This is a genomic window from Oscillochloris sp. ZM17-4, from assembly GCF_019599295.1.
Classification (GTDB): Bacteria; Chloroflexota; Chloroflexia; order Chloroflexales; family Chloroflexaceae; genus Oscillochloris.
Map to the genome: position 1 here is coordinate 110,954 of NZ_JAIEWN010000003.1, position 23,753 is coordinate 134,706.

Sequence of the window (23,753 nt, forward strand, 5' to 3'; positions counted from 1 at the left end):
GAGCTCCTCGTCGTCGAGCTCCTCGTCGTCGAGCTCCTCGTCGTCGAGCTCTGGCTCAGCGCTCGACTCACCCCCGCTCTCCGCCGCTATCTTCGCCAGCCGCGGCTGCTGGGCCTGGGCCTTCTGCGCCTGCTGGGCGGCCTTGATCACCTTGGCGGTGGGCGCGAGCAGCAGCGAGAGCACGCGGCCCTCCATCAGCGGCTTCTGCTCAACCACCGAGATATCGCGCAGCTGCTCTGCGATCTGCTCTAGCATCTTCCGCCCGATGTCGGGGTGGGCCATCTCGCGCCCGCGGAAGCGTACGTTGAACTTGACCTTGTCGCCTCGCAGCAGGAAGCGCCGCGCCTGGTTGGCCTTCACCGTCATGTCGTGATCGTCGGTCTTGGGCATCAGGCGGATCTGCTTGAGCTCTGCCTGCTTTTGGTTCTTGCGCGCCTCGCGCTCCTTCTGACTCTGCTCGTAGCGGAACTTGCCGTAGTCGAGCAGGCGGCAGACGGGCGGCACAGCGTTAGGGGCCACCTCAACAAGGTCGAGGCCGCGCTCTTCGGCAAGAGCAACCGCCTCGCGCACCGAGACAATCCCGACCTGTGTCCCGTTCTCGTCGATCAGGCGAACCTCACGCGCGCGGATACGGTTGTTGATGCGAAACCGGTCTCTAATAGCGCGACTCCTTCGTCTATCAGATGCAGCAATCCGCACATGACCAACAGCCAGACCGATACGGCTGGCGCTGATCGCTGCGTTTGGAAGGTGCTGCGGCCCTGGCGTTCCTGGCAGGGCGACAGGTGGCCATCTTGTGACCATCCGATACCGAAGCGGTATTATAGCAGTCAGGCAGGCGCTGGTCAAACGGACAGAGCGTCTCTCGACAGGCTACGTGGCCGTAGTGATCTCGGCCGCCGCCCGCCGTCCCAGCTCCACGGCGAAGTTTGTGCCGCGGTCCCAGGGGTAGACCTGGCTCATGCTGGCCCAGTGCAGCCCGCGCAGCGGCGTGGTGATCGGCGGGATGTTGCGGCTATGGTTCAGCGGCACGATCGGCTGGGCGTAGGGCTCGCGGTGCAGCCAGTGGGCGCGCACCCAGCTGCGCTCAAACGCCGGGTTCACCCGCTTCAGCGCCGGCAGGAAGCGCTCAAGCAGCTCGTCCTCGCTCAGCCGGAAGTACTCGTGGTCTGGCTCCAGATAGTCGCCGCAGTAGACTAGCCGGTCGCCGCCATAGTGCTCGGCCTCGATAAAGTTCGTGTGCTCGACGAGGGCCAGGAAGGGGAACTCGCCCTTTGGCGGCATCAGCCAGTAGACGGTGTCGAGCAGCTGCTGGCGCAGGGCCAGGGTTAGCACGACGGCGCCCATCGAGCGCAGCTGCTTCAGCTGCCCCAGGTAGCTGGCGGGCAGCTGCGGCGCCAGGCGCGACAGCAGCTGCGGCGACCCGGTGACGAGCAGCTGGTCGAAGGTGATCGCCGGCGCCCCCGGCGTGATCAGCTCCCAGCGGCCATCCTCCAGCTGGTGGGCGGCGCTCGCCGCCGTGTTCAGGTGGACTCTCGCCCCCTTGGCCTCAACCGCCCTCTGGAGCGCATCGACAAAGCCTTGGAACCCGCCCTGGAAGTAGCCCAGCTTGAAGCTGCGCGCCTTAAAGCGCGACCAGAGCCAGGCCATGTTCACCTCGTCGGCGTGCGGGCCGAACTTGCCCTCAAGCAGCGGGCGGATCAGCGTCGTGTAGGCCGGCTTGCCCATCCAGCGCCGCGTCCAGCTCGCGGCCGTGGTGCCCTCAAGCCGCCGCCAGTTATTGGTCACATACTTCAGGTAGGCGATCGCCGCCCCGAAGCGCACCCGGTCGGGGAAGGGGAGCCCCGGGAAGCGCAGCACTGGCAGCACGCCGTCCAGGGCGTAGGGTCGATCATGCCACCACTGCGCCGTCACCGCGCTGCGGAAGAACAGCTCACGGGTGAAGCCGATCTCCTCCGTCAATTTAATGATCGCGGCGTCAGTCTGAAAGATATGGTGGTAGAAGCGCTCCAGCGGCCAGTCCCAGCGCTCATCGCGGAAGCCGGCGGCCAGCCCGCCGGCCACCTGGCCGGCCTCAAAGACCGCCACCTCGTGGCCGCCGCGGGCAAGGTCATAGGCCGCCGACAGTCCGGCGATGCCGGCACCAACAATCGCAATTTTCACGGTAGCACTCCAGGGGCGACATCATCGCGCTCAGGTTCAGGCGAGTCGGGGTTGGGCGCGTCGCCCGGGTGCTCCTTGATCGCTGCGGCCCGCTCCATATCGCGCCAGCCGATGCTCTCGCGCAGCATATAGAATGCGCCGAGCACGGTGATCGGCAGCCAGAGCGCCACGTGGAGCACCAGGGTATAGCCGGTGGCGATCGCCTGCGGGACGCCGAACTGGGTGAGCACGGCGATCCCCGGCGCGTCGAAGGTGCCGACATAGCCCGGGGTCGAAGGGATGGTGGTGAACAGGTTCACCACCGCCGTCATCAGCATCAGCACTGGGAAGGAGACGCTGAAAGGGAAGGCGTGCATGACAAACCAGTACTTGAGCGTCTCGCCCAGCCAGATGACTGTCGAGGTGAGGAAGATAACCGCCAGCTCGCGCGGGCTGCGCAGCGACTGGAGGCCGATGATGAATCGGTCGAAGAGCCCGTGGATGCGCGGCCTGATGGCCGGCGGGGCGAAGGTGTCGACGGCCAGCGTGTAGAGCCGGCTCATCCGCGCGGGCTGGGCTGCCAGGAGCATAAAGGTGAGCAGCGCCACCCCGAATAGGATGCTGAAGCCGATCACCAGCCAGCGGTAGGTGGGCGGTAGCGGCGCGAAGGGTAGCGTGGCGAACACAAAGAGTAGCATCACCAGGCCGTCGAAGAGCCGCTCCAGCACCACCGTGGCGAGCGAGGCGCTCATCGGCACCCCCTCCTTGCGGCGCAGCACGTAGCTGCGCAGCACCTCGCCGGCCCGCGCCGGGTAGACGTTGTTGCCCATGTAGCCGATCACCACCACCGGGAAGAGCCGGCGTGTCGGGATCGGCTTGATATGCGTCAGCATCGCGTGCCAGCGCCACGTGCGTACCCAGACAACAGCTCCATAGACACCCACGCCTGGCACGAGCCACCAGTAGTTTGCGCTGCGGAGGGTTTGCCAGAACTTCCCGAGATCAAGGCCTTGGAGCGCGATACCGATGAAGATGGCGCTTATCAGCAGGCCGACCCATAACTTCCAGCTACGCAATCCGTACCCTCCTGCTAGCGGATAATGACGCCTCATCATACCGCCGGGCGCTAGCCCTTGTCAAAGTAGGAGCTGTCTCACACAGCCACTTGTAAAAACAGAACACTCGTGCTATACTGTGAGTAGGGCAAATACAACTATCACGACGGTGATTCCGCCGTCGTCGGGACGACACCATCATCACGGGCGAGGCCCGGAAAGGCAGACGACGATGTACGAGAAAGAAATCGTCTATGACCCGGAGACGCGGGATTTTGCCATGTACCTGGATGGCGAGCTTGTGGGCTTCGCTCGTACCTACCAGGAGGCCGAGGTCACGCTGGATCAACTGGTCTTCGAGCTGATCAACGGCCAGTACTTTCGTGAGGCCGCCTAATCGCATTGCCCTCGCGATCCTCTCGTGTATAATAGATGCCGCTCCTATCGCCTGAGGATGATAGTATGGATGATACATAAGGTGGTGCGGCTATGGCAGAGCGAGATGGATGGCTGGGGCGGCTACGTGCGGTGGTCGAGCGTGAGTATGAGCGACGGATCCGCGCTGCGAGCCTGGTGACGGAGTACGGGGTGGGGCACGGGGCGCACCAGAGCCATGATGACGACGATGGCGCTGAGATCCTCAACCTCCCGCGTGGTGCGCGGCGTCCAGCACTCCATCACGAGGATACTCCCGCCGAGTAGCGGAACCAACACAATTTGAGCGCTGCGTGTGCCCGCATAGCACGCGGGCTGGTGATGACGAGAGAGGGCTTGCACAAACGGTGCGGCCCTCTTGTCATTTTAGGCAGATGGTAGTATACTTATTACATATAAGCAATCTTATTGCGCAGATCAATACGTTTGCGCTTACATATGGCATGATCTCGGGCATTTCCTGGACAAGCCTTGTATGTATGCGTTGCAAAAGCTGTGCGATGAGCCCTGGGCAGTAATCACGAATAATGTGGAGCATCCCATGGATGTCCAACTAGAAAACGCGACGACGACCAAGTCCGAGATCACGTATGTACGTATGGGCATGGCGCACCCCGAGCGGGCTATCCTCATCTACTGGGGTATCTCGCTTGTGCTGGGTGTTGTCGCGCTCCAGAGCTGGCTCAGATCGTGGGCAGTTCCTACAACGTTCGCGAACCTGGGGTTTGTGGCCTACCTCGTGATCACCTTCGCGCTAAGCCAGGTGCTCTATGTGCTGGTCGCTCGACACGATGACCGGCCGTTTTTGCCATTGCCCACCCTGATCTTCTCGCTTGGCAATGGCTTCTTCGAGACGCTCGCATTCGCCGTTGTGTACTGGCTTGGCGCGATGCTTGGCTCCTGGGCCGTCGGCCTCTTCGCCCCCGCAGCCGCCAGTGTCGCCGGTTTTGTGGTCGGGCTGATCTTCTTCTCTATCTATGGCGGCCTCATCCACGGGCTCTTCTGGCTGCGCCTGCTGCCGCCGCATCTCGATGAGTCGCCGCGCTCGCAGTCGATTCGCAAGCTTCGGCCTATGGCCGAGGTCGCCCTGGTTGTTGGTTGGAGCGCCTGCTTCTGGCTGTACCAGGATATCTGGACGGTTGTGCTCATCCACATCCTCGTCGATTTAGGTCTGATGCTGCGGGTTCGACCAGTGATCTTCCATCGCTAGATCGCGCGTTGCCGCTCTTGCGGTGCTGACGGGCGTCGCGACAATACGTCGCGGCGCCCGTTTCTGTTTAGGAGATCTTTGGGTCAGACACATCCACCTGGTGCAAGCGCGCGTAGAGGTTGATAGAGCGCCTGGGTGTGCAAGTCATTTGCGAAAGATGTTCACCCGCAGCCATTGTCGCGGCTGGCCCGTGGGCAACCTCAATCGCCACCAGCGCTCAAGAGAAACACACTGCGCATCTCTGCGTACTTAGGAGGAACCCAATGACTCTTCGTAAGGCAACTGTTCTGAGCCTCGCCGCTCTGTTCCTCGCCCTGGCCATGATCCCCTCGGCCTTCGCCCAGGGCACTGCCAAAGTTCGCGTTCTGCACGCCTCGCCCGACGCTCCCGCCGTTGATGTCTATGTGAACGGCAGCAAGACTCTGAGCGATGTCCCCTTCTTTACGGCAAGCGACTACCTCGATCTTCCGGCCGGCACCTACCGCGTGCAGGTCACCCCCGCTGGCGCGCCGGCGAGCGACGCGGTGATCGACGCCAATGCTACGGTTGAGGCCGGTAAGGCCTACACCATCGCCGCGACCGGCCCGGTTGCCGCGATCTCCCCGACGATTATCGTCGACGATCTGAGCGCCCCGGCCAGTGGCCAGGCCAAGGTGCGGGTCTACCACTTCTCCCCCGATGCCCCGGCCGTCGATGTGAAGCTCGCGAGTGGCACCACCCTCATCTCTGGCCTGGCCTTCCCCAATGCCAGCGACTACCTGGAGGTTCCTGCCGGTAGCTACGACCTGCAGGTGACGCCCGCCGGTGCCAGCGCTGTTGTGATCGACCTGCCTGGCACGAGCCTTGCCGCCGGCAAGATCTATAGCGTCTTCGCGACGAACGTCGTCGCAAGTATCAAGCCGGAGTTGGCAGTGAGCGACCCGGTCGCGGCGTCGAGCGCTGCCCCCACCAGCCTGCCGAATACTGCCGCCGGTGATGTCTCGCCTCTGGGGCTCATCCTGGTTCTGGCTGCGACGATGCTCGTCGCCGGAGCGTTGCTCATCCGCCGCCGAGCTGCCTAGCGTAAGTCGTACACGATAGGCCTGACGCCGGTAGATGTGGAGGACAGGGCAGCAGTGCGCCAACGACTGCTGCCCTGTCCTTTCGGTATTTTCTGAAAAGCCTTGACACTTGGCTCTTGACACCCGCTGTGGTGCATGATACCATCTGGGTTAGTAGTGTGTGATAAGAAGAACACATATACGTCTTTGGTGATCGGTACTATGTCAATCTGTGACCAAAGCGTAATGTCCTACTATGAGTCGTAAATAGTCAACATGTGGTAAAATCGCACAGGTCTATTGTGCTGACGCAATGTCGTGCGCCTCTGGTCCCAGATCGCGCTAAGGGCACGCGAAGAAAACCGAGCGATTGTGCGAAGTGTGCGAATGGTTCTGCGGGAAAGGCAGCGTTTCCCCTTTCTCGGCAGGTATCGATGGGTTGTTGCTGTTCTCATAGCAGCTGTTGCCTCGGTGATACTGAGCGGCTGTATGGAAGCTCTTCAGAGTGGGCAGAGCAATGTTGGTCTTCCGCCATCGGCTCTTCCATCGGCGACAAGCATACGTGCCCCCACGATCTCTACTGCCGTGGATTCGGAGACGTCGGTCGCTCCCACACAAGCACTGTTTCCCACTGATATCATTGCTCCAGAGCCTACCCTAGCGCCAACTGAGACGGCAACTGTTGTGATCGATCAGGTGCTTCCAACACCTGAAGCAACATTTACCCTGCCGACTCGGCAGCCTCTGACGAATGAGCAGCGCTGGCGGGCACAGGAAATCAATCGAAGAGTATTTGATCAGCAGCAAAACTATACGACTTTAAGCAGTGAACTTTGGTGGTACGATCCAATCAATCAGCAGCATGTTATTTTAGGCACATTTACTGGCGATTTTCTTGCGCAGGCTCAATTCACGCTCCGTGGACAGGGGATTGAGGCGTTGGAGGTGCCATACCAGGTGAATAAAAGCTATGGTCTTACTGCGCTCTCACCGGCGATTATCGCGAGGATCGCTGCTGCTGGGGGTGAGGATTGGATTGAGACCTACGTTTTTGTGACTCCGAATGTTGCGCCTCGGTAGAGGTATCATTAGAAGGCATGCCAGCTTCACGATTTAGCCTCATTCAGCGGTTTTATAGAATGGACACGCCGGCTTGGGTGCCCGTGGGGCGTCCGACGCCTCAGCATCGCCATCCAAATTATAAAAGCTCTGCTCGACCGGCTCTACTGAGGCCGGTCGTCTTATTATTCCTCGCACACATGTGCGATCATGACGTATTGCTCTGCGCGGACGCGCCCTGCCCATCATGCGAATGGGCAGGGCGCGTCCGCGCTAAGGTAATCAGCGTAGCTTCAGCCCGGCCCTTCGGCTGGCTCCATATCCTGCGGCCTTGGCCGGCGGGCGATGCTGGGTGCAATAAAGACGGAATATCCATCAAAAGGGATATTTGATCCGCAGAACAATTGTGCTATAATGTGTCAACTGCCGCCAGCGCTTGCATACCTGAGCAGCTGACGGCTGTCGGAAGGAATGATCGTGAGCAGCAGATACCTCGACATGGTTCGCGGGCAGCGGCGCCGCAACAGCGGCGGCTGGCAGTTCACTGCCAAGTCGCTTCTTGCCATACTCGCCTTCATCGCAATGGTGGGGTCAGCTGTCTACTGGTGGGGTGTACAGAGTCAGCTCACGAGTAATCAGGTGGTTGCGGTTGCGTTTACCGCTATTCTTGTCCTTGCCCCGCCAAGCCTGACCTCATTCCTCATCCCCTGGTCGCCGGGCGGCATGCTGCTCCAGAAGATCAACGCGCGCACATGGGGCTACAGCGTGATCATCGCCGCATCGCTCTACCTCCTGTACTACTCCTTTGAGATTCAGTATAGCTGGTGGGCCATCCAACCGGTCGTCGCGAACAGCGGGCTGATTTTGCAGCAGGTGATCATCGGGATCATCGGGTTTATTATTATCCCCGCCCTGCTCTGGACCCCGGTCACCAGCGAGGAGCTGGTCGAGCAGGTGCGCCAGGCCCACCTGGTGCGCCGCTATGAGCTCCAGACCCAGGCCGACATTGCGATCCTGCGCGCCACCCTGCTGCGTGCCCAGGAGAAGGCGCTGATCGGCTTCGCGAACCTCACCGTCCAGGAGAAGGAGGAGCTCGCCTCCGTGATGCGTGGCCTGGTGAAGGGCATCGATGGCACGCTGCGCGATATCGGCGAGAGCGTGAAGACGGTCAGCGGGGCCGCCGTCCCGTTCAGCAGCCTCGATGATAACGACGATATCCGCGGCTACCTCGACTATATCCACGAGAGCCTGACCGATAACGCCCTGCTGCCGCGCCGCGCCGGGCAGACGGAGCGGCTGCGCGTTGAGCCGCACTATGCGGAAGAGTATGAGGATGAGGCGAGCTACGATGACCGGCGTCCGCGCCTGCGCGATAGCCGCCGCTAGCGCCCTGCACTTTCCCAGTGAGGCCATATGCGCGGGTATCGCTACAGCACCGACCGGCGTCTCCCTGAGCGCGATATGCTCGACCTCGCCGATACGCTCGCCCTCCAGCTCCACGAATCGCTTGGCTCTCGCGTGTATATGCTGCCCCGCACCGATGTGGCCGAGCTGATCCGCGCCTACGTGGACGATATCAGCCCTGAAGATCAGCACGATATCTCGTGGATTATCTGGCACCTCTTTCAGGACGCTCGCGAGATGGATGGCGCGGAATAATCAGCCTCTCCGCAGACACCACCCGTACTATTGGCTTTGTGATCGCGCAGGTGTGGTATAACACCTGCGCGTCTTGTTGTGTTTATGCTGGGGGATAGACGACGGTGACGAGCGCGCAGCGGATCGGGATCTACGGGGGGACGTTCGACCCCATCCACATCGGGCATCTGGCGATCGCGGAGGAGGCGCGCTATGCCCTCGGCCTCGGACAGGTGCTCTTTGTCCCCGCCGCACGCCAGCCGCTGAAAGACGACGCACAGGGCGCGACCCCCGAGCAGCGGCTTGTGATGGCGCGCATGGCCTGCGCCACGAACCCGCACTTTGCCGTCTCTGACCTGGAGCTGCGCCGCCCCCCGCCCTCCTACACGGTCGATACGCTCTCCACGCTGCGGGCTGAGCTTGACATCGCTACGGAGCTCGTGTTTATCCTCGGCGCTGATGCCGCCCGCGACCTGCCGCGCTGGCATCGCGCCGCCGAGATCACCCGGCTGGTCCACCTGGCTATTGTCGGGCGCCCCGGCTACAGCCTAGACCTCGCGGCGCTTGAGTCGCGCCTCTCTGGCGTCGGCGAGCGCTGCACCCTGATCGCCGGCCCGCGCCTCGACGTCTCCAGCAGCGACCTGCGCGCCCGCCTGGCCCTCGGCCGCCCCGCCCGCTACCAGATCCCCGACCCCGTGCTCGACTATATCGCCGAGCACGGGCTCTATCGAGAGCGCTGATATGCACCCCCCAGAAGATCAGCTCGCCCAGACCTGCGCCGCCTGGGGCATCCCGCTGGATGCCGGCCAGATCGCGCAGTTCGCCGCATACGACCGTGAGCTTCGGCTCTGGAACGAGCGGATCAACCTGACGGCGATCAGGGACTCGGCCGAGATCTACCGCCGCCACTTTCTCGACTCGCTCAGCCTGGCCCGATTCTGGGGCGATGATCCGGCGAGCCTGGCCGATATCGGCAGCGGGGCGGGCTTCCCTGGCCTGGCCCTGAAGATCCTACGGCCGAGCATACGCATCACGCTGGTCGAGTCGGTGGGCAAGAAGGCGGACTTCCTGCGGCATATGGCGGACGAGCTGGGCATGTCCGGGGTGCGGGTGCTCACCGCGCGGGCTGAGGATGTTGGCCGCGACCGCGCCGAGCGCGAGCGGTACGGTCTCGTGACGGCGCGGGCCGTGGCCGAGCTGCGGGTTCTGGTCGAGTATGGCCTGCCGCTGCTGCGGGTCGGCGGGCGGATGCTGGCCCCAAAAGGCGCCGCCGCCCACGACGAGGCGGCGGCGGCGGCGCGGGCTATCGATGTTCTGGGGGGCGAGCTCGTCGGCGTGGAGCCGGTGGAGATCCCCGGCCTGGACGCCCACGCGGTGGTGATCATCACGAAGGTGCGGCTGACCGACTCGCGCTACCCGCGCCTCCCCGGCATGCCCCGCCAGCGCCCGCTGTAGGACGCAGCACGCTGCGTCCTACAGCGGAATGTTCCCGTGCTTGCGCGACGGCATGCTCTGGCGCTTGGTGCGGGCGATTCGCAGGGCCTTGATCAGGGCCGGGCGCGTCTCCTTCGGCTCGATCACCGAGTCGATATAGCCGCGCTCTGCCGCGACGTAGGGGTTGGCGAAGCGGCCCTGGTAGTCCTCCACCAGCTCGGCCATGCGGGCCGCCGGGTCCGCCGCCTCGCCGAGCTCCTTGCGGAAGATGATCCGCACCGCCGCGTCCACGCCCATCACCGCGATCTCTGCCGTGGGCCAGGCGAAGTTGAAGTCGGCGCGGATGTGCTTCGAGGCCATCACATCATAGGCGCCGCCGTAGGCCTTGCGGGTGATCACCGTCAGCTTGGGCACGGTGGCCTCGCAGTAGGCGTAGAGCAGCTTGGCCCCGTGGCGGATGATCCCGCCGTACTCCTGCTGCGTCCCCGGCATAAAGCCCGGCACGTCCACGAAGGTCACCAGCGGGATGTTGAAGGCGTCGCAGAAGCGTACGAATCGCGCCGCCTTCGCCGAGCTGTCGATGTCGAGCGTGCCGGCCATGTGCGCCGGCTGGTTGCCCACCACGCCGACCACGTTGCCGTCGAGGCGGGCGAAGCCGATCACGATGTTGCGCGCCCAGAATGGCTGCACCTCGAAGAAGAAGCCATCGTCCACCACCGACTCGATAACCGTGACCATGTTATAGGCCTTGCGCGGGCTGTCGGGGATGAGCGTCTGGAGCGACTCGTCCATGCGCTCCGGGTCGTCGCTCGGCGCGACGTAGGGCGGGTCGTCCATATTGTTCGCCGGCAGGAAGGAGAGCAGGGTGCGCAGCTGCTCGAAGCACTGGGCCTCATCATCGGCCGCGAAGTGGGCCACGCCGCTGCGCGCGTTATGGGTCATCGCCCCGCCCAGCTCCTCGAAGCCCACCTCCTCGCCGGTGACCGTCCTGATCACGTCGGGGCCGGTGATGAACATCTGGCTGCTGCCCTTGACCATCATGATGAAGTCGGTCATCGCCGGCGAGTAGACCGCACCCCCGGCGCATGGCCCGGCGATCACCGAGAGCTGCGGCACAACGCCGCTGCTCAGCACGTTGCGGTAGAAGATCTCGGCGTAGCCGCCCAGGCTCACCACGCCCTCCTGGATGCGCGCCCCGCCGCTGTCGTTGATGCCGACGCAGGGCACGCCCATGCGCACCGACAGATCCATGATCTTGCAGATCTTCTCGGCGAAGACCTCGCCAAGCGACCCGCCGAAGACGGTGAAGTCCTGGGCGAAGAGGCAGATCGGCCGGCCCTCGACCGTGGCGTGCCCGGTGATCACGCCGTCGCCCAGGGGCTTGCGCTTCTCCATGCCGAAGGCCGAGGTGCGGTGGACGGCGAAGGCGTCGAGCTCAACGAAGGACCCTGGGTCTACCAGGGCGTCGATCCGCTCGCGGGCGGTGAGCTTGCCGCGCTCGTGCTGGCGGGCCTCGGCCGCGCTATCGTTATGTAGCGACTGCGCCCGGCGGCGGCGCAGCTCCTCGATCTTCTCGGCGGTAGTGTGGGACATAGATCCTCTCCGGGTATGGTTGTGCTGAAGGGGGCGCAGCAGTCGCCCTGCAAGGGCTGTACTTTTACAGGTGTGCGCTTGGGGCGACTGCTGCGCCCTTACACTTCTGGGTGTCTGTTTGGTTGGCGAGATGCCCGGCTCCCCTGGGCGATCACCCGCCAGGCGAAGCGCGGCACCGCGTTCATGATCCGCCGCCAGCGGCTCGGCTGCCGCGCTAGCCGGTAGGCCCACTCCAGACCTATCCGGCGGATCGGTGCCGGGGCGCGCGGCACCCGCCCCGAGAGGTAGTCGAAGGTCCCGCCGACCCCGATCGCCAGGGGGACCTGGAGCGCCGGCTGATTGCGGGCGATCCAGAGATCCTGCTGCGGGTGCCCGTAGGCTACCAGCAGCACGTCTGGGCGGGCGGCGGCGATCAGCTGGCGTAGGAATGGCTCGTGGCGCTCCTGCGGCGACCCGGCGAATGTGCCGGCGATGATCAGCCCTGGGTACATGGCCTGGAGCGCTGCGGCGGCCTCGGCGGCGACCCCGGGCGCCGCGCCGAGCAGGAACATCCGGTAGCCCCTGTCCGCGCACAGCCCGGCCAGTTGCCTGGTCAGCTCGACGCCCGTCACCCGGCCGCGCAGCGGCATGCCGAGGTAGCGGGCCGCCAGGATCAGCCCGAACCCGTCGGCCGTGGCGATGTCGGCGTCGGCCAGCGCCGCGCGGAAGGTGGGGTTCGCCTGGGCCTCGATCACAAACTCGGGGTTGACCGTGACCAGCTGGTGCGGCCCGCCGGCGGCGATCAGCGCGTCGGCCTGCGCGATCACCTCGCCCTCGGTCAGATCGTCAATCGTGACTCCGAGGATCGTGATGCGTCGCCGGCGGGCGGGCGATACCTGTGGGCTTGGGGCTGACTGCTTCACGGCCACATTATGCGCTACGAAGATACAAATCTAAGGGATTGGCAGCATTATAGCGCAGAACAGCCCCCGCGCAGCAGCGTGCTATAATGCGGCGGATCGTATGTGCTGGAATCTACAAATCTGCAATCTGCAATCAGGAGTGACTATGTATCGCTCGCACACCTGCGGCGAGCTTCGCCCGGAGCATGTCGGCCAGGAGATTACGCTGGCGGGCTGGGTTCACCGCCGCCGCGACCACGGCCCGCTGATCTTTATCGACCTGCGCGACCGCTACGGGATCACCCAGGTTGTCTTCGATACGGCCAGCCCCGAGGTTCACGCTGTGGCCGGCGAGGCGCGCTCCGAGTATGTGCTTCAGATCCGCGGGCTGGTGCGCGCCCGCCCCGCCGACGCGGTCAACCCGGACTTAGGCACTGGCGCGATCGAGGTCTCCGCGCTGTCGGCCAGCGTGCTCAACCCGTCCCGCACCACGCCCCTCTACATTGCGAAGGAGGGCGGCGAGGACGAGTCCCTGCGCCTGAAGTATCGCTACCTCGACCTGCGCCGCGAGCGGATGCAGCGCAATATGATCCTGCGCCACCGCGTGATCAAGTTCATGCGCGACTTCCTCGACGCCGAGGGCTTCCTTGAGATCGAGACGCCCATCCTGATCAAGTCGACCCCCGAGGGCGCGCGCGACTACCTGGTGCCCTCGCGCGTCCACCCCGGCGAGTTCTACGCCCTGCCCCAGAGCCCCCAGCAGCTCAAGCAGCTGCTCATGGTGGCCGGCTACGATAAGTACTTCCAGGTCGCCCGCTGCTTCCGCGACGAGGACCTGCGCGCCGACCGCCAGCCCGAGTTCACCCAGCTCGATATGGAGATGAGCTTCGTCGATCAGGAGGATGTCATCCAGCTGATCGAGCGCCTCTTCACCCAGCTCTGCGCCGCCGTGGTGCCGCATAAGCGTGTCGTGACCCCTTTCCGCCGCCTCACCTACGCCGAGGCGATGGAGCGCTACGGCAGCGATAAGCCCGACCTGCGCTACGACCTGGAGCTGGTGGGGCTGGGCGACATCCTGGCGGCCACGCCCTTCAACGTCTTTAAGGTCGCCCTGGAGAGCGGCGGCCAGGTGAAGGGCCTGCGCGCCCCCGGCTGCGGCGGCTACTCGCGCAAGCAGATCGACGAGCTGACCGATATCGCCCGCGGCGGCGGGGCCAAGGGGCTGGCCTGGGCCGCCATCCCCGCCGACGGCGGCGACGTGCGCTCCTCCTTCGCCAAGTTTCTCGGCGAGGGCGAGCTGCAGGCGATCATCGCGCGCATGGGCGGCCAGCCCGGCGACCTGCTGCTGATCGTCGCCGACCGGCCCGGCGTGGTCGCCGCATCGCTCGACAAGCTGCGCCGCGAGTTTGCCCAGCGCCTGGGCCTGGCCGATCCGGACCTGCTCAGCTTCGGCTGGGTGGTCGACTTCCCGCTGCTCGACTGGAACCCTGACGAGAATCGCTGGGACGCCGTCCACCACCCCTTCACGGCGCCACAGGACGAGGACGTGCCGCTGATGACGAGCGACCCCGGCAAGGTGCGCGCGAAGGCCTACGACATCGTGCTGAACGGCTACGAGGTCGGTGGCGGCAGCATCAGAATCCACCGCCGCGAGGTGCAGTCGCAGCTCTTCGACCTGCTGGGCATCAGCCAGGAGACGGCCCTCGCGCAGTTCGGCCACATGCTTGAGGCCTTCGAGTATGGCGCGCCCCCGCACGGCGGCATCGCCCCAGGCATCGACCGGATCGTCATGCTCCTGGCCGACGAGAGCACTATCCGCGAGGTGATGGCCTTCCCCAAGACGCAGCAGGCCACGGACCTGATGACCAACGCGCCATCGGATGTTGACGAGCGCCAGCTGCGCGACCTGCATATTCGCCTGGCGTAGTGCGCTTTCAGCGCAGGGGTTAGGAGTTGGGAGTCGGGGGTTGGGCGTTGCAACGCGCGAGCGCCCTGCCTCGTGCCCAACAAGGTCGCTTGAAACTGCACGAGCAGGGGCATAGTCGCCTCGCTATAGCTGTGCTGTGAGCTAATCGCTGCCCGGATCACTAATCAGTGATCCGGGCAGCGTTGTCTTGTTAGGAAATAGTGAGACGTGAGGCGGGCAGATCGTCTGCTCGTGCGCTATACTGGTGGAACCCTCTCATTGTCTGTACATCTGCGCTGTACCCCGCCTGGGCGGCGGAGGCGTCGCATGGAGGTCGATCTGATGTCAAAGCGCATCTTGATCGTGGATGATGACCCTGATATTCGGCGGATCGTCACGCTGGCCCTCAGCGACGACTCGCCATACATTGTGAACGCGGTCTCCTCAGCCGAGGCGGCGCTGCTCCATATCGCTCGCCAGCCCGTCGATCTGCTCTTCACCGACATCCAGATGCCTGGGATGAATGGCCTCGATCTGGTGCGGCGGGTGCATGAGCTCGACCCAAATACGGCCGTGGTCATCTTCACGGTCAGCCCTGAGGATCTCACCCCCGACCGCGCCGCCGATCTGAACATCGACTGCCTGCTGGCGAAGCCGGTGGAGCCAGACCGGCTGCGTCAGACGGTCGATATGCTCCTCAACCCGATCGGGCAGATGCCGCGCCCCTCGCAGCGGGCGATCCACTCGCTGGAGGAGCTGGCCGTGTCCATGCCAGTTACGCCCGAGGTTATGCTGCACCCCTCCCCGCCGCCCGCCCCAGCGCATACCGCGACTGGCCCGCTCGGGCAGCGACTCTCGGCCCTCCGCGCCAAGAAGCAGACGGGCAGCCTCAGCGATGGCCCGGTCGCTATGCGCCTGACGCCTAACCGGGCTGGGAGCAGCGGCCGCAGCTACTCGGATATGCAGATCGAGCAGATGCGCCTGGCCCTCAAGGATCTGGCGATGGAGCCGGATGTGGCCTGCGCGGTGCTGGCCGATATGAGCGGCATGGTGCTGACCCACTGGAGCCGCCAGCGCGATATTAATGTCACGGTGGTGGCCGCCCTGGCGGCGGGGAACACCATCGCCATGACCGAGATCAGCCGGAACCTTGGCCAGCGTCAGCCGGGCCGCCTCGTGATCCACGAGGGCCAGGATCTGAGCATCATGATCGCCACGATGGACAGCCTGCTGCTGCTGATCGCCATCGGCCCCCAGGCCTCGCTCGGCTGGGCCCGCATCGCGGTGATGCGCGCATGCGAGGATGTGCTGCTCATCGCCCGCGGCGGCTAGAGCGCGGAGGTTTGACACCCCCCGCCGACTTTGTTATAATGCATAAGGTTTAGGGCGGTTCAGCCGCTCTCTTTTCTTGTTGTCTAAAACCATCTGATGTAGCAGCACCGGCGTGACGGTTGGCGCAGCCGTAACGAGATCTGTTGCACCGCTGCCCAAGGAGCATGGACGTGTACGCGATTATTCGTGACCGCGGTATGCAGTACCGCGTTGAGAAGGGCCAGGTCGTGAACATCGACCTGCTGGATGTTGAGCCGGGGAGCCAGATCGAGCTGGGCGAAGTCCTGCTGATTGGCGATGGCGATGCGGTGCAGGTCGGCGCCCCGCTGGTGAGCGGAGCGGTGGTGAAGGCAGAGGTGCTGGGCATGAAGAAGGGCGAGAAGATTATCGTCTTCCGGTACCGCAACAAGAAGCGCTACCGCCGCCGCACCGGCCACCGCCAGCGCTACACAGAGATCAAGATTAGCGATATTCTCGCGTAGGCTGCCCTCGCCCGCGCGCCGTGAACTATCTGAAAGCTCGGGAGAAACCACTATGGCACATAAAAAGGGGATGGGCAGCTCGCGCAACGGCCGCGACAGCAAGCCGAAGATGCGCGGCGTGAAGCGCTATGGCGGCGAGCTCGTCGCGCCGGGGAACATTATTGTTCGCCAGTGCGGCACCAAGATCAAGCCCGGCAAGAATGTCGGCCTCGGCCGCGACTACACCATCTACGCGATGGTCGCGGGGCATGTTGAGTTCAAGCCATACTCGCGCGACCAGAAGATGGTGAGCGTCGTCCCGGTGGCGCAGCTGGCCGAGACGGCCGCCGCCGCCGACTAGCTGACCGCGCATCGGAACCTAGCGGGAGGTAACCCGGCCGCGCCCGGCCCCTCCCAGAAGATGGAGCACTACGGTGAAGAAGGGTATTCATCCTAACTATAATACCGACGGGATCGTCTGCACGACCTGCGGCACCAACTGGAAGATTGGCTCGACGCGCTCCGGCATGCGCGTTGAGATCTGCGCGAACTGCCACCCGTTCTACACGGGCGAGCAGCGCATCGTCGATACGGCCGGCCAGGTCGACCGCTTCATGCGGCGGCTGAGCGCGGCCCAGGATCGCCAGGCCAGCATCGAGAAGCAGAAGAGCTCCCGCAGCGCGCCCGAGCCGAAGAAGAGCCTCCTCAAGGAGCTCTACGGCGATGAGGCCTAGACTCAGCAGACGCATAAAGGGGGCGGGCCACTCTGTGGCCCGCCCCCTTTATGCGTCTGCCTAACGCACTAAAGCCTCGGCGGGTGTTACGCGCTGTACAGCGCGGCCATGCGCGTGCTGTGGGCGTAGACCTCGGCGCGCAGCTCCGGCGGCGCGATGACCTCGACGTCGGCTCCCCAGCTGAGCACCCAGGGCATCACCTCGCGGATCCCGCCGATGGTCATCAGCAGGTCGCACCCGCCATCGTCGCGCTCGACGAGGCGCTGGCTGTGGTGCCAGACGCTCTCGCGCACCCGTGGGGCCACCTCTGCCTCGAAGCGCAGGTGGACGCCCACCTCGGCGTCGTCCATCACGCCCCAGGCGTTCGAGAGGAACACGTAGGGGTCGAAGTCGTCGGGGATCGTGTAGTGCTCGTCGAGCAGGTCGGCCCGCTCGATCCGCTCGATCTTGAAGGTGCGGATCGCGCCGCGCAGCCGGTCGAAGCCGATCACATAGGCGGCCGGGGTGCTGCGCGAGACCTCGACGAAGTAGGGGGCGACCTCGCGCTCGGTGATCTCGCGGTTCGGCGCGCGGTAGCGCAGCAGCACCATGCGCCGGTCGGCCCAGGCTCGGGTCAGCGCCTCCAGGTTGCGGATATAGTCGGAGCGCACCGGGCGCGACCGCACCACGTCGGCGGCCTGGGCGATGTGGGACGAGATCGTCTGATCCGGCAGCCCGGCCGCCAGCTTGTCGAGGGCCGAGACGATGTGTGGGTTGTGCTCGTCGCTGTGGTGGGTGAGGAGCCGCGCGGCGAAGTAGAGGGAGATCGCCTCGTTGAGGTTCAGGCGCACTGTCGAGAGGTAGGTGGCTCGGTCGATGCCAAACCGGCCCTTATCCTCCCAGACCGGCACGCCCATCTCGCCGAGGGCCATGAGGTCGCGGTAGATCGTGCGGCGGGCCACCCCGCAGTCGTCGGCCAGATCGGTCGCGCGTAGTCCGCCAGGGGTGTTGTAGAGCCGGTGCTCGATCCGCCGCAGGCGGGCGGCCTTGCTGCGGATCCGGTCGTCATCCTCAGCCACAGCCGCCCCTGTGGCTAGATGAAGAAGTAGAACGCGATCATGCCGACGAAGAGCAGCCCGCCCCAGAGCGTGATCATCATCAGGTCGCGTCGGACGTAGGCGTAGTCGCGCGAGTAGTCGGGCGGCTCGATCACCCTGGCCGGCGTGCGGCGCTGCTGCGTGCGCGTCGGCTGGCGACGGCGCTGGCTGCGGGTTGTGGTGGGCATCGCGTTCTCCCTGGTTTACTGGTATACGGCCGCGCACGGCCGGGATATGGCATACTCCGCCCATTATACCATCTTCCCGGAGCCGCGCCCCACTCTCGCTTGCGCGGCGTCGCAACTGCCGCTATGATAACGCACCATGACGCGACTAGGTATCTTTGGGGGCGGCCAGCTCGCCCAGATGCTCACCCAGGCCGCCGTCTCCCTTGGCGTGGAGACGGTGATCTTCGAGCGCGGTGCTGATAGCCCCGCCGGCCGGCTCACTCAGGCCGAGATTGTCGGCGCGTGGGACGACCCGGCCCTGCTCGACACGTTCGCCGGACGCTGTGATCTGGTGACTCTTGAGAATGAGTTTATCGACGCGGCCATCCTGGCCGGCCTGGAGGCCCGCGGCCTGCCGGTCTTCCCCGGCGGAGCGACCCTTGCCCTGGTGCAGGACAAGCTGCTCCAGAAGGAGCGCATCGCGGCGGCGGGGATCCCGGTGCCCGCCTTCTGCGGGGTTGCTGCGCCCGAGGATCTTCGTGCCGCTGCTGGCGATATGGGCTGGCCGCTGCTGCTCAAGGCCCGCCGCAACGGCTACGACGGCTATGGGAACGCCACCCTGCGCGGCCCCGAGGATGTCGCGCCGGCCTGGGGGCGGCTCACCCGCGGCGGCAGCCCCCTGCTCGTCGAGGCGTTCGTGCCCTTTGTGCGCGAGCTGGCGGTGATGGTGGTGCGCGGGCGCGATGGCGAGGCGCGGGCCTACCCGGTGGTCGAGACGGTGCAGCGCGAGCATATCTGCCATATTGTGCGCGCCCCCGCGCCGATCTCGGCGGCTGAGGCGGATGCGGCCACCGCTCTAGCGATCGCGGCCGTGGAGGCGGTTGCGGGCGTGGGCATCTTTGGCGTCGAGCTGTTCGCCCTGGCGGACGGGCGCATCCTGTTCAACGAGCTTGCGCCGCGGCCGCACAACTCCGGCCACTACACGATCGAGGCCTGCGTCGCCTCGCAGTTCGAGAACCACCTGCGCGCTGTGCTCGGCTGGCCCCTTGCCCCCACTGAGCTGCGCGCACCGGCGGCGGTGATGGTGAACCTGCTCGGCCGACGCGCCGGCCCGGTCGGCCCCAACGCGCTGCGGGCCGCCCTGGCCGTGCCGGGCGCCCACATCCACCTCTACGGCAAGCGCGAGTCGCGGGTGGGCCGCAAGATGGGCCATGTCACCGCCCTGGGGGCGACGCTGTCCGAGGCTGAGGATCTGGCGCTGCGCGCGGCCGACCTCGTAGATATCTGAGTTTTGCCGTGGGGCCGCACCCCCGCTGGGAGGCGACAGGGATGATCGGAATTGTGATGGGGAGCGACAGCGACCTGCCGACGATGCAGGGCGCCGCCGATGTCTGTCGGGAGTTTGGGGTGGCCTACGAGCTGCGGGTGGTCTCGGCGCACCGCACGCCGCAGGACATGGCCGAGTACGGCGTGGCCGCCCACACCCGCGGCCTGCGGGTGATCATCGCCGGGGCTGGCGGGGCCGCCCACCTGCCCGGCATGCTCGCCGCCTACTCGCCCCTGCCGGTGATCGGCGTGCCCGTGCAGAGTAAGGCGCTCAGCGGGCTCGACTCGCTGCTCTCGATCGTGCAGATGCCGGCCGGCGTGCCGGTTGCCACCGTGGCTATCGGCGGCGGGCGGAACGCCGGCCTGCTGGCCGTGCAGATCCTCGCCGCGTCGGACCCGGCGCTGCTGGAGAAGGTCCTGGCCTATAAAGCGGGCCTGGCCGCGCAGTCGCGGGCGAAGAACGCGAGCCTGTAGGGACGCAGCGCGCTGCGTCCCTACAGGCTCGCGTACCCCTCGGCGTCCTCGACGATCACCATGTAGCCTGTCTCGCTGGCGCGGAAGCGCAGGTGGCGCGGCGCGAGGGGCAGCCCCTGGCGCAGCAGGTCGGCGTGAACGATGGCCTGTATCTCGCCCCACAGCGCGGCCTCGCCCCGGTAGTAGCGGCGCAGCAGCGCGGTGAGCTCAGCGCCGGCCTCCCACTCAATGGCCCCTTGGCGCATTATGGCCTCCGCTTCTTCTCTGCGGCCCGGCGCAGGTTGCTCGCGGAAGCCTGCTCGGCATCCTGGCGGTCGGCGCTGGCCTGCCGCTCGGTGTAGGAGGCCTTGATCAGCGCGCAGACCTCGGCCGGGTCGTCGCATAGGGTCAGCAGGTCGATGTCAGTGGGGCTGACTTTGCCGCTGGGGAGCATGGTGTCGCGCACCCAGCTGAGCAGCCCGGCCCAGTAGGCCGAGTCGAAGAGGACGATCGGGAAGTTGTGGACCTTGCCGGTCTGGATGAGCGTGAGCGCCTCGAACAGTTCGTCGAGGGTGCCGAAGCCGCCGGGGAAGATCACGAAGGCCGAGGCGTACTTCATAAACATCGTCTTGCGGACGAAGAAGTAGCGGAAGCGGATCTCGAGATCGACATAGGGGTTGGCGCCGGTCTCGAAGGGTAGCTCGATCGTGCAGCCGATGGATGGGCCGCCGCCCTCGCGGGCGCCTCGGTTGGCGGCCTCCATCAGGCCTGGCCCACCGCCGGTGATGATCGCGAAGCCCTCCTCGGCCAGCAGTCTCGCCGTCTCGATCGCGGCGGTGTAGGCCGGGTCGCCCTCGCGGACGCGGGCGGAGCCGAAGATGGTCACGGCGGGGCCAGTGCCGGCGAGGGTATCGAATCCCTCGACGAACTCGCCCATGATCCGCAGCACGCGCCATGGATCGGTGTGGGTGAAGTCGCGGGGGCGGTCGTTGGCGTCGGTGCGGAGCAGCCGCTCATCCTCGGTGATTCGCTTCATAGGGGCATGATCTTTCTTTTTTATCCGTGTGGATGGGGAAAACGTGGTATACTCCCGCATCCTTTTTGCCGTCGCGCATGGTCTTCCGGGGCGTGGCCTCTTGTGGGGCCGATGCGCAATTGCCGTGTGGCGGCGAGCGATGATCCGGAGGAGGAAAGTACGTGACACGTCCAGGTTCGGGCGGCCGGCTCGAGGTGATCTGCGGGTGTATGTTCAGCGGCAAGACTGAGGAGTTGATCCGGCGGATGCGACAGGTGCAGATCGCCCGTCAGTCATGCAAGGTCTTCACGCCGCGGCTCGACACGCGCTACAGTAGCAGCCATGTCGCCAGCCATAGCGGCGCGCGGCTGGAGGCGGTGCCGGTGAGCTCAATCAGGGAGGTGATTGCCGGGGCCGAGGATATCCAGGTGATCGCCATCGACGAGCTACACTTTCTAGAGGACCGTCCGGAGGATATTGTCGCCGCCTGCCAGGAGCTCGCCGACCGTGGGCTGCGCGTGCTGGTGGCCGGGCTCGACCAGGACTACCGCGCCGAGCCCTTCCCGGCGATGTCGCAGCTGATGGCGCTGGCCGAGCAGGTGGACAAGCTCTACGCGATCTGCGTGCGCTGCGGAGCCTACGCCACCCGCTCGCAGCGCCTGATCGACGGCCGCCCGGCACCCGCCGACGCGCCGACGATCGTGGTGGGCGGCCTCGACCTGTACGAGGCGCGCTGCCGCAGCTGCTACGAGCGCGCCCGTTAAGACAAGGGGACAGGGGACAGGGAGTTGCCCTGTCCCCTGTCCCCTGTCCCCTGTCCCCTCATTTTAGCTCAGGCCCATCTTCCGCTTGAGCTCGGCCAGCTCCGAGTCGACCTCCTGATCCTTCTCCAGGTTGCGGAACTTCGTCTCGAGCGAGCCCTGCTCCAGCTTGGCCATCGCCTCGGCCTTGGCGAGCCGGTCGTCGACCTTATCCTCAAGATCATCGAGCTTGTCCATCGCGCTGATCCGGCCCATGCTGGCGGTCGTGCGCTGGAGGGCCTCCTGCGTTGCGGCGCGGTTCTTCTTGGCGATGATCAGCTCTTTCTTCGCCTTCACCTCCGCGATCCGCGTCTCCAGATCCACCAGGGCGTCCTGGAGGGCGCTGACCTGCTCCTCCTGGGCGACCTCCTGCTGGCGGTACTGGTCGGACAGCTTCTGGGCCTGCACCTTGCGCGCGAGGGCGGCCTTGGCCAGCGCCTCATCGCCGGCGCGCAGGGCCGCCTCGGCCTTCGACTGCCACTGGTCGGCCTCGCCCTGGGTTGAGATCCGTCGCTGCTCCAGCTTCGTCTCATCGGCCATGGCGGCTGCGACACCGGTGCGCGCCTCGTAGAGCTCATTGGTGAGCTGGCGCAGGTACTCGTTCGCCATCTTCTCAGGGTCCTCGGCCTTGTCGAGCATAGAGTTGACGTTGGCGCTGACGAGATCCTTGATTCGGCCCAGGATAGACATGGTCGATTCCTCCTTAAAGAGCGAGTTTGTCGCATCCGACAACACTGTACGGCGAGTTGGAACAGACGACCAGTGTGACGCAGCCTATTCTAGCATGCGCATCGCTGTTCCACAACAGATATACGTTGCCTGTAGCAAAAGGTTGCGTGTTTCGTGGGCCAATCCTCCGCGCGCGGCTACCTGCGTTGTTGCTGGGGACGATAGTCATATCGGCCGATCGAACTTCCGTCCTATTGCAACCTGATAAGAGCCTGTGCTATGATGGTGAGGCATTGCGCATAGCGTGTTTCGTGTACATAGCGGTAGGCGTGTGTGCGCACACGCCCGCTCAGCAGGCTTCTGTCATTAGCCGAGCCGCACTCCCCGGCGGCCCATGCACACCTTTCTTATGGGCAAAAGCGACGACACTTCACATGAGCCTGTTGAAAAGATCATCGAGCTGCGCCTGCCGAGCAGGCTTGGCTATGAGCGTGTCGCTATGGACACCGCCTCATCGTTGGCTCGGCGCATGGGCTTTCATGTCGACCGGGTGGAGTCGCTGAAGACAGCGATCAGCGAGGCGGTGACAAATGCGATCGAGCACGGGAATCAGCACGACGCTGCGATGAAGGTGGTGGTGCTGCTTACGGCTCGCGATGATGAGCTGATCATCAGCGTCGCAGATCAGGGCCGGAAGATTCTGGATCAGGATTGTACGACGAGCAGCCCGCAGATAGCCGACGTGCTGGAGAAGTCTGATAAGGGCGGGTGGGGGATCTGGCTGATTCGTGAGCTGATGGACGAGGTTGAGTTTACTACGGCGCCTAGCGGTGGCAATCAGGTACGTATGGTGATCCATCTCGAACAATGACACTCACAACACACCCTATGAGCATGGAACTCACTCTCCCAAATGAGCTTGGCTACGAGCTGATCGCTCGCGACGCCGTCGCCGCTTTCGCGCGGCGGCTCGGGATGCCGCATGATCGGATCGATGATCTGAAGACAGTGCTCTGCGAGGCCTGTATCAATGCGATCGAGCACGGGAACTCGCTGAAGCCAGATCTGCGCGTCGAGATCTCCTGCCGCGTCGATGATGATCGTCTGGTGATTGATGTCTGCGACCAGGGGGTGCGCCCGTTCGCGCCGAGCTCTGAGCCGCTGAGCATGGTTGAGAAGCTGGCCGGCCTCGGGTCGCTCCGCGGGATGGGCCTGATGCTGATCAGCCAGCTCTGCGACGAGTCTGGCTTTGTATCGTGTGATGATGCGGGAAACTGCTTTCGCTTTGCATTTCAGCGCCACCGGGCGGTGAGCCTTAGCTGTTGAG

29 protein-coding genes are annotated in these 23,753 nt (G+C 64.9%); 19 read left to right on the forward strand and 10 right to left on the reverse strand.

The window, feature by feature from the left end; genetic code table 11:
* From infC to K2Z83_RS03840, 3 genes are all read right to left on the reverse strand, one after another.
* Nucleotides 1-699 (reverse strand): translation initiation factor IF-3 (gene infC, locus K2Z83_RS28695; RefSeq protein ID WP_370650047.1); only part of this gene is annotated, 699 nt, incomplete at its 3' end.
* Between the two features lie 174 nt (nucleotides 700-873).
* Entirely contained in the window at nucleotides 874-2,163 is a 1,290-nt protein-coding gene (locus K2Z83_RS03835) for an NAD(P)/FAD-dependent oxidoreductase (RefSeq protein ID WP_220593856.1), read from the reverse strand.
* On the reverse strand, nucleotides 2,160-3,218 hold the full coding sequence (locus K2Z83_RS03840) for a lysylphosphatidylglycerol synthase transmembrane domain-containing protein (protein WP_220593857.1): 1,059 nt from the start codon (nucleotides 3,216-3,218) through the stop codon (nucleotides 2,160-2,162). The genes K2Z83_RS03835 and K2Z83_RS03840 overlap by 4 nt, the downstream gene beginning before the upstream one ends.
* A 211-nt stretch (nucleotides 3,219-3,429) precedes the next feature.
* Here K2Z83_RS03840 and K2Z83_RS03845 point away from each other — a divergent pair, with 211 nt between their 5' ends.
* The 9 genes from K2Z83_RS03845 (at nucleotide 3,430) to rsmG (ending at nucleotide 10,034) form a co-directional block, all read left to right on the forward strand.
* The gene (locus tag K2Z83_RS03845) at nucleotides 3,430-3,594 is read left to right on the forward strand and encodes a hypothetical protein (RefSeq protein ID WP_220593858.1); all 165 of its coding nucleotides are present in this window, start codon (nucleotides 3,430-3,432) and stop codon (nucleotides 3,592-3,594) included.
* A 92-nt stretch (nucleotides 3,595-3,686) separates the two neighbouring features.
* On the forward strand, nucleotides 3,687-3,899 hold the full coding sequence (locus K2Z83_RS03850; RefSeq protein ID WP_220593859.1) for a hypothetical protein: 213 nt from the start codon (nucleotides 3,687-3,689) through the stop codon (nucleotides 3,897-3,899).
* A 274-nt stretch (nucleotides 3,900-4,173) separates the two neighbouring features.
* Entirely contained in the window at nucleotides 4,174-4,842 is a 669-nt protein-coding gene (locus tag K2Z83_RS03855) for a hypothetical protein (protein WP_220593860.1), read from the forward strand.
* A 263-nt stretch (nucleotides 4,843-5,105) separates the two neighbouring features.
* On the forward strand, nucleotides 5,106-5,903 hold the full coding sequence (locus K2Z83_RS03860) for a DUF4397 domain-containing protein (RefSeq protein ID WP_220593861.1): 798 nt from the start codon (nucleotides 5,106-5,108) through the stop codon (nucleotides 5,901-5,903).
* A gap of 468 nt (nucleotides 5,904-6,371) precedes the next feature.
* Nucleotides 6,372-6,962: a hypothetical protein gene (locus tag K2Z83_RS03865; RefSeq protein WP_220593862.1), complete on the forward strand. Its 591-nt coding sequence runs from the start codon at nucleotides 6,372-6,374 to the stop codon at nucleotides 6,960-6,962.
* A gap of 456 nt (nucleotides 6,963-7,418) precedes the next feature.
* The gene (locus K2Z83_RS03870) at nucleotides 7,419-8,327 is read left to right on the forward strand and encodes a hypothetical protein (protein ID WP_220593863.1); all 909 of its coding nucleotides are present in this window, start codon (nucleotides 7,419-7,421) and stop codon (nucleotides 8,325-8,327) included.
* Nucleotides 8,328-8,354: 27 nt separating this feature from the next.
* Nucleotides 8,355-8,600 carry a hypothetical protein gene (locus K2Z83_RS03875; RefSeq protein WP_220593864.1) on the forward strand — a complete coding sequence of 82 codons (246 nt, stop codon included), beginning with the start codon at nucleotides 8,355-8,357 and terminating at the stop codon, nucleotides 8,598-8,600.
* A 104-nt stretch (nucleotides 8,601-8,704) separates the two neighbouring features.
* Nucleotides 8,705-9,319, forward strand: coding sequence for a nicotinate-nucleotide adenylyltransferase (nadD, locus tag K2Z83_RS03880; protein WP_220593865.1), 615 nt, complete (start codon nucleotides 8,705-8,707; stop codon nucleotides 9,317-9,319).
* Between the two features lies 1 nt (nucleotide 9,320).
* Nucleotides 9,321-10,034, forward strand: a complete 714-nt coding sequence (gene rsmG / locus K2Z83_RS03885; RefSeq protein ID WP_220593866.1) for a 16S rRNA (guanine(527)-N(7))-methyltransferase RsmG — start codon at nucleotides 9,321-9,323, stop codon at nucleotides 10,032-10,034.
* Nucleotides 10,035-10,052: 18 nt separating this feature from the next.
* On the opposite strand, the gene K2Z83_RS03890 is transcribed toward rsmG, so the two are convergent.
* On the reverse strand, nucleotides 10,053-11,606 hold the full coding sequence (locus K2Z83_RS03890) for an acyl-CoA carboxylase subunit beta (protein WP_220593867.1): 1,554 nt from the start codon (nucleotides 11,604-11,606) through the stop codon (nucleotides 10,053-10,055).
* A gap of 98 nt (nucleotides 11,607-11,704) precedes the next feature.
* Nucleotides 11,705-12,508, reverse strand: a complete 804-nt coding sequence (locus tag K2Z83_RS03895; RefSeq protein WP_220593868.1) for a WecB/TagA/CpsF family glycosyltransferase — start codon at nucleotides 12,506-12,508, stop codon at nucleotides 11,705-11,707.
* A gap of 145 nt (nucleotides 12,509-12,653) precedes the next feature.
* Here K2Z83_RS03895 and aspS point away from each other — a divergent pair, with 145 nt between their 5' ends.
* From aspS to rpmE, 5 genes are all read left to right on the forward strand, one after another.
* A complete protein-coding gene (aspS, locus tag K2Z83_RS03900; RefSeq protein ID WP_220593869.1) occupies nucleotides 12,654-14,414 on the forward strand; it encodes an aspartate--tRNA ligase in 1,761 nt (586 codons plus the stop codon).
* Between the two features lie 321 nt (nucleotides 14,415-14,735).
* The gene (locus K2Z83_RS03905; protein ID WP_220593870.1) at nucleotides 14,736-15,725 is read left to right on the forward strand and encodes a response regulator; all 990 of its coding nucleotides are present in this window, start codon (nucleotides 14,736-14,738) and stop codon (nucleotides 15,723-15,725) included.
* A gap of 170 nt (nucleotides 15,726-15,895) precedes the next feature.
* Nucleotides 15,896-16,207 (forward strand): 50S ribosomal protein L21, encoded by a 312-nt coding sequence (gene rplU, locus K2Z83_RS03910; RefSeq protein ID WP_220593871.1) that lies wholly within the window; start codon nucleotides 15,896-15,898, stop codon nucleotides 16,205-16,207.
* 52 nt (nucleotides 16,208-16,259) lie between these two features.
* A complete protein-coding gene (rpmA, locus tag K2Z83_RS03915; protein ID WP_220593872.1) occupies nucleotides 16,260-16,547 on the forward strand; it encodes a 50S ribosomal protein L27 in 288 nt (95 codons plus the stop codon).
* 73 nt (nucleotides 16,548-16,620) lie between these two features.
* Nucleotides 16,621-16,920 carry a 50S ribosomal protein L31 gene (gene rpmE, locus K2Z83_RS03920; protein ID WP_220593873.1) on the forward strand — a complete coding sequence of 100 codons (300 nt, stop codon included), beginning with the start codon at nucleotides 16,621-16,623 and terminating at the stop codon, nucleotides 16,918-16,920.
* A gap of 86 nt (nucleotides 16,921-17,006) precedes the next feature.
* Here rpmE and K2Z83_RS03925 read toward each other — a convergent pair whose 3' ends face one another.
* Together K2Z83_RS03925 and K2Z83_RS03930 are read right to left on the reverse strand one after the other, a co-directional pair.
* A complete protein-coding gene (locus K2Z83_RS03925; protein ID WP_220593874.1) occupies nucleotides 17,007-17,978 on the reverse strand; it encodes a WYL domain-containing protein in 972 nt (323 codons plus the stop codon).
* A gap of 14 nt (nucleotides 17,979-17,992) precedes the next feature.
* On the reverse strand, nucleotides 17,993-18,184 hold the full coding sequence (locus K2Z83_RS03930; RefSeq protein WP_220593875.1) for a hypothetical protein: 192 nt from the start codon (nucleotides 18,182-18,184) through the stop codon (nucleotides 17,993-17,995).
* Between the two features lie 136 nt (nucleotides 18,185-18,320).
* Here K2Z83_RS03930 and K2Z83_RS03935 point away from each other — a divergent pair, with 136 nt between their 5' ends.
* Both K2Z83_RS03935 and purE read left to right on the forward strand, forming a co-directional pair.
* Nucleotides 18,321-19,451: a 5-(carboxyamino)imidazole ribonucleotide synthase gene (locus tag K2Z83_RS03935; protein WP_220593876.1), complete on the forward strand. Its 1,131-nt coding sequence runs from the start codon at nucleotides 18,321-18,323 to the stop codon at nucleotides 19,449-19,451.
* Between the two features lie 41 nt (nucleotides 19,452-19,492).
* The gene (purE, locus tag K2Z83_RS03940) at nucleotides 19,493-19,963 is read left to right on the forward strand and encodes a 5-(carboxyamino)imidazole ribonucleotide mutase (protein ID WP_220593877.1); all 471 of its coding nucleotides are present in this window, start codon (nucleotides 19,493-19,495) and stop codon (nucleotides 19,961-19,963) included.
* Between the two features lie 20 nt (nucleotides 19,964-19,983).
* Here the strand turns inward: purE and K2Z83_RS03945 are convergent, their stop codons facing one another.
* Nucleotides 19,984-20,208, reverse strand: a complete 225-nt coding sequence (locus tag K2Z83_RS03945; RefSeq protein WP_220593878.1) for a hypothetical protein — start codon at nucleotides 20,206-20,208, stop codon at nucleotides 19,984-19,986.
* Nucleotides 20,208-20,978: a TIGR00730 family Rossman fold protein gene (locus K2Z83_RS03950; RefSeq protein WP_220593879.1), complete on the reverse strand. Its 771-nt coding sequence runs from the start codon at nucleotides 20,976-20,978 to the stop codon at nucleotides 20,208-20,210. The genes K2Z83_RS03945 and K2Z83_RS03950 overlap by 1 nt, the downstream gene beginning before the upstream one ends.
* Nucleotides 20,979-21,139: 161 nt before the next feature.
* Here K2Z83_RS03950 and K2Z83_RS03955 point away from each other — a divergent pair, with 161 nt between their 5' ends.
* The gene (locus tag K2Z83_RS03955; protein ID WP_220593880.1) at nucleotides 21,140-21,721 is read left to right on the forward strand and encodes a thymidine kinase; all 582 of its coding nucleotides are present in this window, start codon (nucleotides 21,140-21,142) and stop codon (nucleotides 21,719-21,721) included.
* 63 nt (nucleotides 21,722-21,784) lie between these two features.
* On the opposite strand, the gene K2Z83_RS03960 is transcribed toward K2Z83_RS03955, so the two are convergent.
* Entirely contained in the window at nucleotides 21,785-22,447 is a 663-nt protein-coding gene (locus K2Z83_RS03960; protein WP_220593881.1) for a PspA/IM30 family protein, read from the reverse strand.
* A gap of 373 nt (nucleotides 22,448-22,820) precedes the next feature.
* On the opposite strand from K2Z83_RS03960, the gene K2Z83_RS03965 reads away from it, so the two are divergent.
* Both K2Z83_RS03965 and K2Z83_RS03970 read left to right on the forward strand, forming a co-directional pair.
* Nucleotides 22,821-23,297, forward strand: a complete 477-nt coding sequence (locus K2Z83_RS03965; protein WP_255603260.1) for an ATP-binding protein — start codon at nucleotides 22,821-22,823, stop codon at nucleotides 23,295-23,297.
* Nucleotides 23,298-23,314: 17 nt separating this feature from the next.
* Nucleotides 23,315-23,752: an ATP-binding protein gene (locus tag K2Z83_RS03970; protein WP_220593882.1), complete on the forward strand. Its 438-nt coding sequence runs from the start codon at nucleotides 23,315-23,317 to the stop codon at nucleotides 23,750-23,752.
* Nucleotide 23,753 lies beyond the last annotated feature (1 nt).